At 47.0% G+C, this 13,684-nt stretch carries 9 protein-coding genes; 1 reads left to right on the top strand and 8 read right to left on the bottom strand.

Annotation, left to right across the window (positions count from 1 at the left end):
* Window positions 1-130: 130 nt before the first annotated feature.
* From NOM90_RS07940 to NOM90_RS07905, 8 genes are all read right to left on the bottom strand, one after another.
* Window positions 131-1,120, bottom strand: coding sequence for a LacI family DNA-binding transcriptional regulator (locus NOM90_RS07940; protein WP_255941178.1), 990 nt, complete (start codon window positions 1,118-1,120; stop codon window positions 131-133).
* A 99-nt stretch (window positions 1,121-1,219) separates the two neighbouring features.
* Window positions 1,220-4,573, bottom strand: coding sequence for a GH36-type glycosyl hydrolase domain-containing protein (locus NOM90_RS07935; RefSeq protein WP_255941177.1), 3,354 nt, complete (start codon window positions 4,571-4,573; stop codon window positions 1,220-1,222).
* 30 nt (window positions 4,574-4,603) lie between these two features.
* On the bottom strand, window positions 4,604-6,766 hold the full coding sequence (locus NOM90_RS07930; protein WP_255941176.1) for a glycoside hydrolase family 3 N-terminal domain-containing protein: 2,163 nt from the start codon (window positions 6,764-6,766) through the stop codon (window positions 4,604-4,606).
* Window positions 6,767-7,030: 264 nt separating this feature from the next.
* Entirely contained in the window at window positions 7,031-8,641 is a 1,611-nt protein-coding gene (locus NOM90_RS07925; RefSeq protein WP_255941175.1) for a type 2 periplasmic-binding domain-containing protein, read from the bottom strand.
* Window positions 8,642-8,720: 79 nt separating this feature from the next.
* The gene (locus tag NOM90_RS07920; protein ID WP_255941174.1) at window positions 8,721-9,632 is read right to left on the bottom strand and encodes a carbohydrate ABC transporter permease; all 912 of its coding nucleotides are present in this window, start codon (window positions 9,630-9,632) and stop codon (window positions 8,721-8,723) included.
* An 18-nt stretch (window positions 9,633-9,650) separates the two neighbouring features.
* Window positions 9,651-10,550 (bottom strand): ABC transporter permease, encoded by a 900-nt coding sequence (locus NOM90_RS07915; protein WP_255941851.1) that lies wholly within the window; start codon window positions 10,548-10,550, stop codon window positions 9,651-9,653.
* Window positions 10,551-10,755: 205 nt separating this feature from the next.
* Window positions 10,756-11,766, bottom strand: coding sequence for a LacI family DNA-binding transcriptional regulator (locus NOM90_RS07910; protein WP_255941173.1), 1,011 nt, complete (start codon window positions 11,764-11,766; stop codon window positions 10,756-10,758).
* 762 nt (window positions 11,767-12,528) lie between these two features.
* Window positions 12,529-13,326, bottom strand: coding sequence for an alpha/beta hydrolase (locus tag NOM90_RS07905; RefSeq protein WP_255941172.1), 798 nt, complete (start codon window positions 13,324-13,326; stop codon window positions 12,529-12,531).
* A gap of 131 nt (window positions 13,327-13,457) precedes the next feature.
* Here NOM90_RS07905 and NOM90_RS07900 point away from each other — a divergent pair, with 131 nt between their 5' ends.
* Entirely contained in the window at window positions 13,458-13,670 is a 213-nt protein-coding gene (locus NOM90_RS07900) for a hypothetical protein (RefSeq protein ID WP_255941171.1), read from the top strand.
* The last annotated feature ends 14 nt before the right edge of the window (window positions 13,671-13,684 follow it).

Genomic DNA, 13,684 nt, shown 5'->3' with positions numbered 1-13,684 from the left:
ACTTCGTTCTCTTTCATTTAAACACAGCGTAAGGCTAAGGTTCAAATGAGCTTGTTGCCTCAATCAAGTTTTACTTTATCATCAAAAAAAGCGCTCTCCTTAAAAGGAAAACGCTTTAACTTTTTGACGTTCAAGTTACGGGATTGCCGATATTACGAGAAGGTCCCATCGAAGCGCCTTCAATCAGTTTGACTTGAATCAATTCGTGGTCAATCGAGTCGCCTGTTAAAATACGTAGCAAGTGTTCCGCTGCCGACGCTCCCCATTTCGCACGTGAATAATCAACTGTGGCAAGTCTCGGCTGTACGTATTTCGCCAGTTCGATATTATCGAAACCGATTACATGCACATGCTCGCCAATTTGCAAATTCGTATCTTGTAACACATTATTGATGCCGACCGCCATTTCGTCATTGAGACAAAAAACAGCGACAGGGCTTGTATATTCGTCGATGATTATTTTCGCTGCGAGTTCGCCGCCTTGTTTTTCAAAATTACTGACGATTTCAATCAATTCAAGTTCTTGATGCTGCTCGGCAAATTGACGTACAACCGCCAGACGTTGATTCGAATCGTAAGAATCTTCAGGTCCGGTCACGACGTAGACTTTGCGATGACCTTGATCCCATACATGCTGCATCGCAGCTTGTGCGCCGGAACGATTGTCTAGCAATACTCGATTGATATTTGGATGAATCAATTCACGATCCATAACCACAATGCGATGCCCGCGATCGGCATATCGCAAAATCTCTTCACTATCAAAATCCGAATCCAAAATGATCGCGCCATCAATCATACGTTCAGGCAACATCCGATGCGATTGCACACCGCTGCACACAATCATATCGTATCCTTTTTGGTTCAGCACGTTTTTCACGCCATCTAGCAAGTCCCCGTACACTTCTCCCCGAAAATCAGTCAAGAATACGCCGATAATACGGGATTCTCGCTTTTTCAGCGTGCGCGCTGCGGCATTTGGGACATAGTTCAACTCTTCTGCGATCGCAAGTATTCGCGAACTCGTTTCATCTGTCACTTTGCTGCTACCGTTTAACGCGTAAGAAACCGTCGAAATCGATACTCCCGCCTTTTTGGCAATATCCTTAATACTTACCAATCCACTCGCTCCTCTGTCTGGTCGTCTTATTCTTATTATAACCATCTAACAGACAACAAAGGCGATCCGTCAAGATCGCCTTGTGTTTTTCAGTGAATTTTACACGAAAATTTCGATTTGGTTGCTATTTTTGTCAGCTAAACGTTCAAATTCGCTGCGCGAGATACGAAGACCGCCTTCGCGATAACGATTGTTTTGAACTTTTTCTCCGATCGGCTGACCGTTCAAAGTCACTTCTCCAGATCGATCAGTACCGATTCGGTAGATAAACGTTGCTGGAATCCCATCGTAGCTAAAGTCCAAATGCAGACCATTTAGCGAAGCTGGAAGAACCGGATCGACGATCAGATCGCCGCCTTCTTGACGGATACCGAGTACGTTGCCGATCAACTGGTTCATGTAGATCCCAGGGCCGCTAGAGTAGATTCTCCACCCGCCTTTGACCGCTACATCGCCGCTTTTCAGTTCGCCAAAACGGTCTTGAGCTTCGTAACGGTTGTTGAATTTACCGTCCGAGCTACTGAAATACGAGTTGCTTTGACGCAGTTCCGCGTTTGGAACGACATCACGAATCCCGACTGGGTTAATGATCGCAAGCCCGTTCCATGTCTCGTCCGCAAGACCCAGTTTTGCCATCGCTTCGACATAACGGATATGTGCGTGAACATATTGCAAACCGATTTCACGCCCGAAGTTCGAGGCTTGTTCCGCACGTTTGAAATGCGTGCTGACGCCGCCAGCATATTGCGCAGGACGGTTCATCAGACGTACGCCGTCTGGGCAATAGAATTCGCGTTTGATCAGTTCATAATGCGACTTCGCTTGCTCAGGTGTCAGCAATTCTCCGATCATGCTGCGCGTCATAGGCAGCAAACGGTAATGGATGCCTGTTTCTTCGTCACTTGGGTGCAGCATCGGTTTTGGCTTGTCGGCTTCTTCCATATAGACAAAGCCCGGAATGACATCGGTATTCAGCATATAGCGATTGAAGTCGCTACGAATACCTTCGGCAAGATTTGCAAGTTCTTGCGCGAATTCGGAATCTGCATCTCCTAAAGCTGCCGACAATACGTTCACGGTCTGATACGTCAATGCAACAGTCCAACTGCTGACCATGTATTGCTTCAGTTGTGCATTAGCCGGTTGAAGCGTATCGTCCCAATCGCCGTCGCCGTAAGAAGACAAGAACGTATCGTGCAAGAAGTTGTTTTTGATATACTGAATTTCTTTTTTGGCATGATCCAAAATGCTATACGATTCTTCGGTGAATCCGAATTTGTGTTTCACTGTATAAGGAACTTGCTCTTCCAAGATACTGAAATCACGAGTCGTTTGCAGGTAGTCGCCCAATACTTTCAGCGGCCATACGATAATATCGCCGTGGCTTTCTTCTTGTTGAATCGCAAAGTATTGATCGAACATAAACCATTGCGGCCAAGCGCCGTCGTCTTCATATTGGTGCGAGTAGACGGTTTTGAGAATGTCTTTGACCTGACCGTATTTTTGCGTCGCCATAAAGTATTCGACTGGTCCTTGGCACACGTCGCGTGTTCCCCAAGCTGCGCCGCCGTACTGCTCCAATCCGTGCGGAGACGAGTAGTGAACGAGCATGTTGTGCGTGTACCACCAAGCGAGTGCATTCACTTTGAACAATTCTTCATGTGTCGCTTCGCCGTCTTTGGACAAACGGAATCCGTTCATCACATCTTGATAGAAATTACGGTACGCGGCAATCTCGTTATCCAACGACTTGGATTCCAAAGGAAGTTCCTTACCGTCCAAAAGCCCTTGAATCGTCAATGTCCATTGCGCACTGGATTGTACGTTCAGCGCGACCAGAGACGCATCGCCAGAGTTTACGCCGTCTGCAAGCGCCGACTCGTCGTGAACCGAAACTTTCGCACCGTCAACTTGCATCACGAAGGTTAGGTTTGGATACGCCGTTGCGCTGAGCGAGTCGGTATCTGCTTTAAAGACCAACTGCCCGTCTTTTTGCGTCATATGCAGCGGGAATTCGTATTCGTTCACGTTCATCGTGACTTGCGTCGTTACGAGATACGTATACGCTTTGCCGCTTTGCGAACGAACTTCCAAACGAACTTCCGGGCTGTCTACTGTCGTAAACGTCGTGACGAAGATCGTATCGCTTTCCATTTTGTACGTCCAACGCGCATAATTGAAGCCGATCTCAAACATCGACGGCATCGTTAGCAAACGATATTGTCCATCCAGCTCGATATAAATACGTTGACCCGCTGTTTTCGGAACATTCAGTGCGTTACGCGCGTTGCTCATCATTTTGTTGAAGTTCGTGTTGCCAAGTACAAGTTGCGAGTTAAAAATACCGTACATGTAAGCGGTTGAAGCCAGTACCGGTACGCCAAACTCTACATTGCCGCCGCTCATTAAGATATGACCGTGAGGACGCTCAACGAGACGTTCTTTTTCTTTCAACACGATATGTTCATACGTATCCGTGAAGAAAGCGAGCAATTTGCCATTTTCGCGTTCTTCTTCGTAACGGTTCGGGAACAGCGCTTCGACTTCTGCGTCGCTCAAATCCAGCGTTTGCAGCGGTTCGCCGATTGTCGATTTGAAAGATACGCTAGGTTGAGTTTGCAGTTCGCCAACTTCTTCCTTCTGATAAGCTTCCCAAGCCGCTTGCACGTCTTGTGCATACTCGATTTCTGTGATCGCGGATGGATGATTATCGCGATACAATCCGTAGAACACGAAATTCTGTTCGCCATTTAGCTCGACTAACTCTGATTGCAAAGCGGTATAAGCAAATTCATACTGATACACTTCGTTCACTAATTTTTCTTGCGTCAAAGCTTCCGGCACATTCGTTTCTTTGTAAGACTTGCCGAAGAACTGGAATCCGTCTGTCGAATAGCCAACTGCGCGCGTCAACGAACCTTGTTGCATATACGGGAATGCGCCGCCTTGCGGTTGGTTTTGACGCGAGCAGACGATATAGCCTTTTTCGGAATCTTGGAACACAGCATGATCGATATATTGGGACAAATATGCTTCGTTGCTACGTACGGCACCCGGGTCAGCGTCGCCGATATCTTGAGCGTATACGATATCGATTTTGACGCCTTTGCCGGAAGTTTGGATATCCCAGAACCACACGTCATGTTGGGTCGCCGCAAAAGTGACTTTATACTCTACATTGCCGGCTTGACCTTCCCATACGACGCGTTTGTCGTTTTGACGAACGGTGCTGGAAGAATGAATCCCAAGCAGCGGGTAAAAAGTGATTCCCGATTGTTCATGAATACGCAGATAGATATTGTTCAAAGATCCGTCCAGCGGAGAAGACAGCAGTTGGTTTAACATACTTTTGCCGCCCGTCGCTTGGTATAGATCGCCGCTTGGCCAGAACGTAAAGTTCAAATTTCCTGCTTGCACGTTAAATTTCGAATTTGTGTTTGCGATAGTTGCCATGAATGCGCTCACTCCTATATAGATAGTCTTTTAAGATAAGATGAAAGAATGTTGCAAGGTGTCTCGGCTGTTGCCACCGACAAAAATGTCAAAACGCCCAGGATCGCTTTTGAAGCTCAGATCCGAATGATGGTAACGTAATTGCTCTTCATTTAAAGTGAATACAGCTTTGCCGCTCTCACCCGGTGCTAGCTCCAGCTTCACGAAGCCTTTTAATTCTCGAACCGGACGAACGACTTCGCCCGAAATATCGCGGACATACAATTGAACCGTTTCGATTCCGCTCACCGTGCCCGTATTGGTCACATCGACCGAGACCGTAAGCGTGGAATCACTTGTCATCTGCTCCGAAGAAACAGTCAGCGATTCATATTGGAAAGTCGTGTAAGACAATCCGTAGCCAAAAGGAAGCAGCGGCGTGTTCGGCGCATCCAGATATTGCGAGACGTAGCGAACCTGTGCATCTTCCGCCCCTTGCGGGCGACCTGTATTGAAGTGGTTGTAGTAGACCGGCACCTGTCCAACCGAATACGGGAATGACATGGTCAAGCGAGCCGAAGGATTTACTGCGCCGATCAGAATATCCGCGACGGCCGCTCCGCCTTCGCTACCCGGGTACCAAGCTTCCACGACTGCTCCGACTTTGTCGTATACGCCGTGCAGATCAAGCGGACGACCGTTAAACAAGACCACCGTTGTCGGTTTACCCAGTGCTGCAATCTGCTCGATCAGATTCAATTGAATCTGCGGCAAACGAATATCGGTTCGGCAACCAGCCTCGCCGCTCATCTCGGAAGCTTCGCCAAGTGCCAATACGATAACATCAGCTTGTTTGGCAATCTCCAGCGCTTGGTCAAGCTGCTCTTGCGTGCCTTCTTCGATGCCGCAGCCTGTCGCGACCGTCAACTTTTCGCGCCCTAGACGTTCGCGTAAAGCAGCATCCAATTTCACTGCATTTTCGGTCGATCCGCTCCAAGACCACGGACCGAGAATATCTCCGCTTTGTGCAAAAGGACCAATGAGTGCAACCGAAGACTCTTTTTGCAGCGGCAAAATATTATCGTTTTTGAGCAATACGGTCGAACGAACTGCCAACTCATAAGCGGCATCTCGGTGTTCACGACTGTAGACCACTTCCGCTTCGCGTTCTGGGTTAGCGCCGCGATGCGGATTGTCGAACAATCCTAATTTATTTTTCAATTGCAAAATGCGCAGTACCGATTCATTCACTAACGCTTCGTCCACTTGACCGCTACGAACTAACTCCGGCAATTCGTGGACGTAACAAGCGGTCATCATTTCGATATCGATGCCAGCGGTAATTGCCCGGTAAGCCGCTTCGCGCTCGTCTTCGGCAACGCCGTGTGGAATCAATTCTTTCACTGCGCCCCAATCGGAAATCAATACGCCGTCAAAGCCCCACTCTTCCCGTAGCAACTTGCGCATTAGCTTTTGGTTGCCGCTAGCCGGAATTCCGTCAATCGTATTGAACGAAGTCATCACCATTTCGCAACCTTCGTCAAGCGCTGCCTTGTAAGCGGGCAAATAATATTCGCGAAGTTGACGTTCTGACAGATCCACCGTGTTGTAGTCTCGTCCAGCTTCGGATGCTCCATATGCCGCGAAATGCTTGACGCAAGCGGCGACACGTTCGACTTCAGCGGTCAAATCTTCTCCTTGGAAGCCTCGGACAAAAGCTTTTGCGAACAAGCTGTTGAGATAAGGATCTTCGCCTGTCGATTCCATCACGCGTCCCCAGCGAGGATCGCGTACGAGATCGACCATCGGTGCAAACGTTACGTGAATCCCGGAGACAGCCGCTTCGCGAGCTGCAACTTCAGCGCTTTTTTGCGCCAAATCGGTATCCCAAGAGCAACCGATCGCCAAAGGTACAGGGAAGATTGTTTTGAATCCATGTACAATGTCTGCCATAAAAAGTAACGGAATGCCGTGCGGGTTTTTGCGAAGATGCGCATTTTGTACTTCGATCGCTCCCGCTGCTCCTGCATATCCGAGAATCGAACCGCTATGAGTAATCATCGATTCGGTGATCCCCATCGCTTCCATAGGTCCGGTAATTTGCCCTTCTTCCTCTGCCCCTTCATAAAACGGCGCCGCCAGTTGAAGCAACTGCGCAATTTTATCTTCGAGCGTCATCTTATCAATCAGATCGAGAAGCTGCTGATTGTTCATATGGAATCTCCCCCAAGCCTACTCATTTTTTTCTGTATGGTGCGGTAATGTATGGTAACTTTCTCTATCTTTCAGGATTTTGCACAATTGGCTAAATAAAAATATAGAAATTATGCAAATTCCTCATCGTAGAAGAGAAAACCCGGTTCGTGCGGAATTTCCGCGCGCACCGGGTTCGAATAACGGTCGGGTCTAGAGGCAAGGTGCCGTTAGGACCCGGATCTTGCGATTTGGATCTTGTCAAAAGTCAGAAGACTTCAATGCTTACTTCGCAAAGTTTTCGTTCAGTTCATCGATAACCGGTTGAACGATCGATTGTTTGCTTTCGACCCATTTCTTCCAGTTTGTTTCGAGGTCGCCATCTTGCAGAATCAAGTTTGCGTACTCGGTTTCAAACGTAAAGTTAGCTTGGTCTTTGGCTTTAGACGTATACAATTGGAAGTCCCAATCGTAAGTTGCCATCGCGCCGCCGTCTGTGCTAAGCGAAGCTTTTTCTTTGTACAATTCAACCGAACGATCGCGGAATTCTTTTTTGATTGCAGGGTTGATTACGCTGAAGTCATCGCCCAATACATACAGACCTTCGAAGCGACCTGGGTATTTATCTTCCAATGTTGTACCTTCTGGAAGCGTGCTTACCAATTCGCCGTTTTCTTCTTTCCAGTCTTCGCCTTCGAAGCCAAGGTTCAAGAATTTCTGTGCATCTTCAGTGACGGAGTAGTCGACCATATCCATGATGCGCTCGAATTTCTCTTGCGTAACGTTTGGCGAGAATACGAGCGACGACCAGAAGTTAACTTGTTCCAAGTTACGGTATTTACCGTCTTCGCCGATGATCAATGCTTCGTGTACCACATCGGAGCTGTTCAAGTTCAAGTTCTTTTTCATTGCCGTATCCATCTCTTGTCTGTAAGAAGCCAGACCGCCCAGACCTGCTACTGCGGAAATGCCTGTTACTTTGAATGCGTCGCCGCCTTCGCTGTTTTTCCAAGTGTAGAATTCTGGATCAAGCAGACCATCTTTATAAGCTTGTTGAGCCAGTTTCAGACCTGTCAAAGTCGACTCGTCTGCTGGACCCCAATGATACTTGCCGTCTTCGCCTTTGTAGAATGCGGATTCAACGCGGCCGTGTTCATTGTTTGCCATTACGAAACCTGTCAAAATATCGCCTGCGTTAAAGGACATCGGAACCAGTCGTTTGCCAACTTTGCCCGGATCTTGTTCTTTCACGAGTTTTGCGAATTCCATTAATTCGCTCATTGTGTAAGCATCTTTCAATTCGAAGCCGACTTTTTCCGCCCAGTCTTTACGAATCGCGATAACGCCGATTTGGTTCAACAGTGGATCAGCCGGTTTGTTTTGGAAGTATACCGGTCTAGGCAGAACGTAAGTACCGCCGACTTTTTCTTCCAGACGTTCGCCAAGCCCTGTAGACTCGTAAGCTTTCGCCGCGTTCGGCCAACGTTCTTTCCAATCTTCAGGGAATTTATAGAATAGCCCTTGGTCGATGTAGTTCATCGCGTCGCCGTTAACATAGTTCCAGCTTGCGAAGTCCGGCAGGTCGCCAGAGTTGATCCACAGACGAAGTTTTTCGCCCCATGAATCCCAATCTACATAGTTGTAATCCCAAGTGATGTTGAATTTGTCGCTAAATGTTTTGTGGAACTTGTCTTGCAGATCCGCTTTTGAAATGTCCGTAATGCCGGCATAGGAGATGGTCAAATTATTTTTGTACGTACCATCTTCATTTTTCTCGTCTGCTGTACCTGTGGCTGCATCATCGGAACCATTGGAACAAGCTGTTACAAGCACCATGACCAGAGACAAAGCGAGGAGAAGCAGCGTTTTTACCGAAAACATGTTTTTCGCTTTCATGTTGTACCCCCATAGATTCATATTTTTGAAACGTGTGATACCCCTTGTACTGCTTGTTTGTCTTGCATGTATTGGTGCATCAGGTCTTGATAGCCCCTGTCAATACCCCTTTTGCGAAGTGCTTTTGAAGCATTGGGAAAAATGCCATGATCGGAACGATCGTTACGAATACCGCAGCCATTTTCATGCCTGTCGAGAAGGACTCAGCTCCCCCGCCTTGACCGATCGTAGTTGCGTTAGAAGCATTGGTCTGTGATTCGACGATGATTGCCCGCAGTACGTTTTGCAGAGGAAGCTGATCGGCTTTGCGTAAAAAGACCATCGCGTCATACCAACTGTTCCAGAATGCTACGCCGTAGAACAAAGCAATCGTTGCCATGATCGGCGCCGCGAGTGGCAATACGACCGAGAAAAGAATTCTCCATTCGCCTGCACCGTCGAGTCTCGCCGATTCCATCAATGATTCCGGAAGGCCTTGGAAGTAGTTCATCATAATAATCATATTGAATACGCTGAAACTTCCTGCCAAGATGACCGACCAGAGTGAACCTGTCAAATGAAGGTCTTTCATTACCAGGTACAGAGGTACGATACCTCCGTTGAAGATCATTGTGAACAAGACCAAGAAAAAGATCGGTTTTTTACCCGGGAATTTAGGACGACTTAAGCCGTAAGCCATACTCACTGTCAAAAACATACTGAGCGGAAGCCCGACTGCCATCAGCTTAATGGTGTTCCAATACCCGCTACCAATACTTCCGTCTGCAAAGAGTGCTTTATACGAATTTAGCGTCGGTTCTTTTGGCCACATCAGCAGTGGATTTTCCGCATATTCGCGCTGCGTAGCAAATGAGATCATAATAACGTTCCAAAACGGAATCAGAATCGCTAATGCCCCAAGTGTCAGCACGATGAAAATGAAGATATCGAGTGCGGTGATCCGATTGGTGCTGAATTTAGCTTTTTTTGTTTTTCTAGCTAAAGTGCTCATAAATTTCGTTCTCCTTTCTTATCGGAACAAGCCGTCTCCGCCCATCCATTTTGCTGCTCGGTCAGCAAGTAGCAACAAGACCATGTTCACGATCGAACGGAACAAGCTGACTGCCGAAGAGAAACCGAAATCGCTGGAAGACTGGAACGTAACTCGATAAATATAAACGTCGAGTACTTGCGATACATTTTGCGTTGCGGCATTCGCCAAGTTGAAGATCTGATCGAAACCGGACGACATCAGTCCGCCTACCGACAAGATGAACATGATCGTTACGGTCGGCATAATATTCGGTAAAGTGACTCGGAACATTTGTTGAATCCGCGTCGCGCCGTCGATCTGCGCCGCTTCGTATTGTTCTTGGTCGATACCGGAGATCGCAGCCATAAAGACGATTGCGCCCCATCCGGTCGATTTCCATATATCTGTCAAGATAATCATTGGATAGAAGTTTTGCTCGGAACCGAGGAAGTTAACCGTCGGTAGTCCGACCAGCGAGAGCAAGCTGTTGACGAAACCGTCATACGCAAGCACGTTGATGATAATACCCGATACGATGATCCACGATAAAAAGTGTGGGAACGTAAATGCCGTTTGCAGCACCTTTTTGTAACGGCGCATCCGAAGCTCGTTCAATAATAAGGCGAGCAAGATCGGAAACGGGAACGTAATAAACAATTTGATGATATTGACGTACAGTGTGCGCCATACCGCTGCGGCAAAAGCTGGATCTCGGAACAGATACTCGAAGTTTTCCAGACCGATAAATTCACTGCCCCATATTCCGTCATTCGCACGGAAATGCTTAAAGGCTAGAGATAGACCAGCCATTGGCATATACGCGAATAAGATCAACCAAATCAATCCCGGAATCAGTAGCGTATACGTCATTCTGTACTTCCAGATGTCTACGAACATTCTTTTAAATTTGGATTCTTCCCCTTTGGACGAGCCTGGGGATATTGTCGCAGGTTTCACACGGCATCTCCTCACTCTGCTTAAGTCTTGGTTGTGCTTGAATAGGTGAAACGTTTCGATTGGCGTAAGAAGACTCGCTGCTGAACCGGTAGCGGTTTCAGCAAGCGTTTACTTCTTTATGCAATCGCAAAGCCCTTTCGGGCTTTTAATTGATTTTTCGGCTAGAGCCTCGCTTGACGAGCATGGATTCGAATACCACATGTCGGTTCGCCGTCTCGCCCGCAATCAGATCGAATAAAATTTCGACGCTGACGTGAGCCATTTCGACGCCCGGTTGGCTAATCGTATCGAGCGACGGATGATAATACTCCGCCATTTCGATTCCATCGAAGCCGACGATCGAGATATCGCCTGGTATCGATAGACCCGAAGATAATACGGCTTTGGCGGCACCGATTGCAATTGCGTCGGATGCTGCAAACATTGCCGTGACACCTAAGTTTTTACTGAGCAAACGCTTGGCGGCTGCAAAACCAAAACTCGGAGCGTATTCACAATCTTCGACGAGCGCCGAATCGTATTCGATTCCGTGCTCTTCAAGCGCTTTCTTATAACCCAACAATCGGCGATTACCAATGGTATTCTCCATTAGAGGGTACCTTGCCATAAAACAAATGTTACGATGCCCAAGCGAGATCAAATAATTGGTCGCTTTGTAAGCACTCTGTACGTCGTCGATCGATACGCTGGAAAACACGTTAGGATCAACTTCTTTCATGGTGGTAATCGTCGTCAGTACGAAAGGAATCCCTAGTTGCTTGAACTCTTCTTCGGAATGATCGTAAGTACCGCCCATAAAAATCACACCGTACAGATTTTTTTCCCGAATCAACTGCATGGCTGCCGCAATTTCATCGACGCCGTCTTCCACTTGCTGAATCATCAGCGGGCAACCTCTTAGATGCACCTGACGTTCAACTTCTTTGATCATATTGGCGAAAAAAGGATTGGATATGCCTTTGATCATCAAAGCGATCGTGTTGGACTGTGTCTTTTTCAAATTTCGGGCATTGCTGTTCGGTACGTAATTGTACTGCTTCACAACCGAAAGCACCCTGGCACGAGTGGTATCGCTGACAACTCCGCTATTGTTAAGCACTCTCGATACCGTCGATATGCCCACGCCGGAAATTTTTGCAATGTCCTTGATATTCATCTCGCTTGCCGCTTCACCTCGGTCTAATCAATCAACTGTCGAAATTTAGTTCACTGATTGTAAATTCGTCGAAATTCATGGGAAACGTTTCCTATTACACTAGGAAGCGTTTTCTTGTAAAATCGAATCGTTTCGATACACATCATAAACCCCATTATTCGACATGTCAACATCATTCAAATAAAATTCACAAATAAAAAGAACGCTTTCTTTTGATTTTTATTAAATGCGTTTGGCTGATTCTAAAAATACCCTAGTTTTCTCAAAAGTAAACGGTTACAATTAGAGGTTTTTGAACAGGTTATGTTTTGGTATTTGTGAACTGTCGTTATGTTATGAACTTACAGGAAACGTTTCCACCTCCTTGTCACTTTTTTATTCACCTGTTCTAATTTTCATGAATCAGTTTTTGTAAAATATTTATTAGTATGAATAACGGATAATCGGCTTAGTTATTTAAGCGTAAAAAGACCGCTTTAGACTTAGTCTTAAGCAGTCCTGGAGCTTATCAAGTTATGTTTGTGGGGGAAGCGAAAAGGCTTCGAGAGGAATTCGTTTCGGTCGCTTGTTGAAATTGGGAAAAATGGATTGGAATTTAACTTTGTGTTTTCCCGATTTCAAAGGCGAACGCTAACGCTCCTATACTGAATTCCTCCCTCCGCCTTTTCGCTTCTAGCTACTTTAAGAGGTGTTCGATATTCTAATTACTTTATACCTGTTTTCAGAACTCACTTTGCATAGTTCTTATATTCGTATTTTATATTAATCAGCGAAGCGGTTTAGTTTCAGCCAAGATGCACATTCGTCTGTCCAGCGGCGGACATGGGGGTCGTCGGTAGCCATGCCCATACCGTGTCCGCCTTGGGCGTAGACGTGTAGATCGAATAATACGCCGGCGCGTCCGAGGGCGGAAGCGAATAGAAGACTATTTTCGACGGGTACTGCGCCGTCTTCGGAAGTGTGCCATAAGAACGTGGGTGGCGTGTTGGCGTTTACGTTGCGTTCGCTGGACAGGGCTTCGATGTCTTGGGTAGAAGCGTCTGCTCCGAGCAACGCAATTTGCGAGCCTTGATGGGTGTGAGGTTGCTCCATCGTGATGACTGGGTAACATAGCATTAATAGATCTGGGCGGCTGGAATGGTGTTCGATTGGATTCGGCGATTGTGGATTGCCTTCGTCGTATAAAGTTCCGGCTGTGGAAGCTAAATGTCCACCTGCCGAAAAACCGAGCACGCCGATTTTTTTAGAGTCGATACGGAATTCCTCGGCGCGGTGGCGAAGAATGCGAATGGCACGTTGCACATCGGATAACGCGCTTGGGTAGCGGTAAGGGGCTACCCGATAGCGAATCACAAATGCCGAAATTCCAAGTGTGTTTAACCATAACGCAATCGGTTCGCCTTCATGATCGGCGCGGAATTGATAACCGCCGCCAGGGCATACGATAACCGCGGCGCGATGATCGCCTTTGGCGAGATAAGGAAAGATTGCGGGTGTATCTTCATCTGTCGTTCCGAGTGCATCCGGTACGCCTTCTTGCCATAAAAGTATAGCTTCCATAGAGATGATCTCCTTTTTCGATAACGTTTTTGGTTCATGTATGCGTTCTCTTTTATTATATCGTTCATACTGTATGTTACAATCGTATTGTCGTATTTAAAACGGATTTAAGGGAAATAAGGAGGAACTTCATGGCTAGCAACCGCAGACTCGAAACCGATCTTGAATTTCAAGAAGCGATGGAACAAGAACGCGTGGTCCGGGTATTTCGCGATGACGAAATGATTAATGCCGGCGGAATGATCGTTCGTTTCGAACCTTCGATGATCGCGATTCAGTCCAGTGTCAGCGATATGGACTATTACGATCGGGAGCAATGCGAGTTCTACGAACTACGCAGATAATACAAAAGGGATGT

The sequence above is a fragment of the Saccharibacillus sp. JS10 genome, assembly GCF_024436065.1.
Taxonomy (GTDB): Bacteria; Bacillota; Bacilli; order Paenibacillales; family Paenibacillaceae; genus Saccharibacillus.
The sequence above is the reverse complement of the archived record's forward strand: the minus strand, read 5'-3'. Positions and strand labels throughout refer to the sequence as shown.

Bases quoted from the DNA above. Each gene is read 5' to 3' on its own strand.
- NOM90_RS07935 (WP_255941177.1), bottom strand. From the start codon at position 4,573: ATGGCAACTATCGCAAACACAAATTCGAAATTTAACGTGCAAGCAGGA.
- NOM90_RS07930 (WP_255941176.1), bottom strand. From the start codon at position 6,766: ATGAACAATCAGCAGCTTCTCGATCTGATTGATAAGATGACGCTCGAA.
- NOM90_RS07925 (WP_255941175.1), bottom strand. From the start codon at position 8,641: ATGAAAGCGAAAAACATGTTTTCGGTAAAAACGCTGCTTCTCCTCGCT.
- NOM90_RS07920 (WP_255941174.1), bottom strand. From the start codon at position 9,632: ATGAGCACTTTAGCTAGAAAAACAAAAAAAGCTAAATTCAGCACCAAT.
- NOM90_RS07915 (WP_255941851.1), bottom strand. From the start codon at position 10,550: ATGTTCGTAGACATCTGGAAGTACAGAATGACGTATACGCTACTGATT.
- NOM90_RS07910 (WP_255941173.1), bottom strand. From the start codon at position 11,766: ATGAATATCAAGGACATTGCAAAAATTTCCGGCGTGGGCATATCGACG.
- NOM90_RS07905 (WP_255941172.1), bottom strand. From the start codon at position 13,326: ATGGAAGCTATACTTTTATGGCAAGAAGGCGTACCGGATGCACTCGGA.
- NOM90_RS07900 (WP_255941171.1), top strand. From the start codon at position 13,458: ATGGCTAGCAACCGCAGACTCGAAACCGATCTTGAATTTCAAGAAGCG.